This window comes from Pseudomonas sp. MWU13-2100, assembly GCF_023242365.1.
Classification (GTDB): Bacteria; Pseudomonadota; Gammaproteobacteria; order Pseudomonadales; family Pseudomonadaceae; genus Aquipseudomonas.
Genome location: NZ_JALLIX010000153.1, coordinates 1 through 555, shown reverse-complemented (window position 1 = coordinate 555; position 555 = coordinate 1). Strand labels below are relative to the sequence as shown.

Below are 555 nucleotides of genomic sequence, written 5' to 3'. Positions count from 1 at the left end.
GGCAGTTCCACGCCATCCGGCCACCCAGCCCACGCACATCCGGCCACCTGTTCCACGATCATCCGGCCGGGCAGTCGGAGCGCAGCGACGCAGGTTCGCATTGTTAGTCTGAAGTGCCCGCCGTCGTCAATTTCGTCGAGCGCCTGCGCATCGATTCACCCTTCAGTTCGATGCGGTAAGCGTTATGCACCAGCCGGTCGAGGATCGCATCACCCAAGGTCGGATCGCCGATCAGCGCATGCCATTTGTCCACCGGCATCTGGCTGGTTACCAGCGTCGAGCGATGCCCGTAGCGGTCGTCCAGCAGCTCCAGCATGTCGCGCCGTTGTGCGGCGGTAAACGGCGCCAGGCCCCAGTCGTCCAGGATCAGCAGATCAGTCTTTGCATAACCGGCCATCAGTTTGGCGAAGCGGCCATCACCGTGGGCCAGGCCCAGCTCTTCCATCAAGCGCGGCAGGCGCAGGTAGCGCACGCTGTACCCATCCCGGCAAGCCTTGTGGGCCAGCGCACAAGCAAGCCAGGTTTTACCCACGCCGGTTGGGCCGCCGATGATCA

1 pseudogene is annotated in these 555 nt (G+C 63.8%); it reads right to left on the bottom strand.

From position 1 onward, the window contains the following. Positions 1–103 precede the first annotated feature (103 nt). Positions 104–555: pseudogene (gene istB / locus M5B99_RS29810) on the bottom strand (IS21-like element ISPsy14 family helper ATPase IstB); the annotation flags it as partial.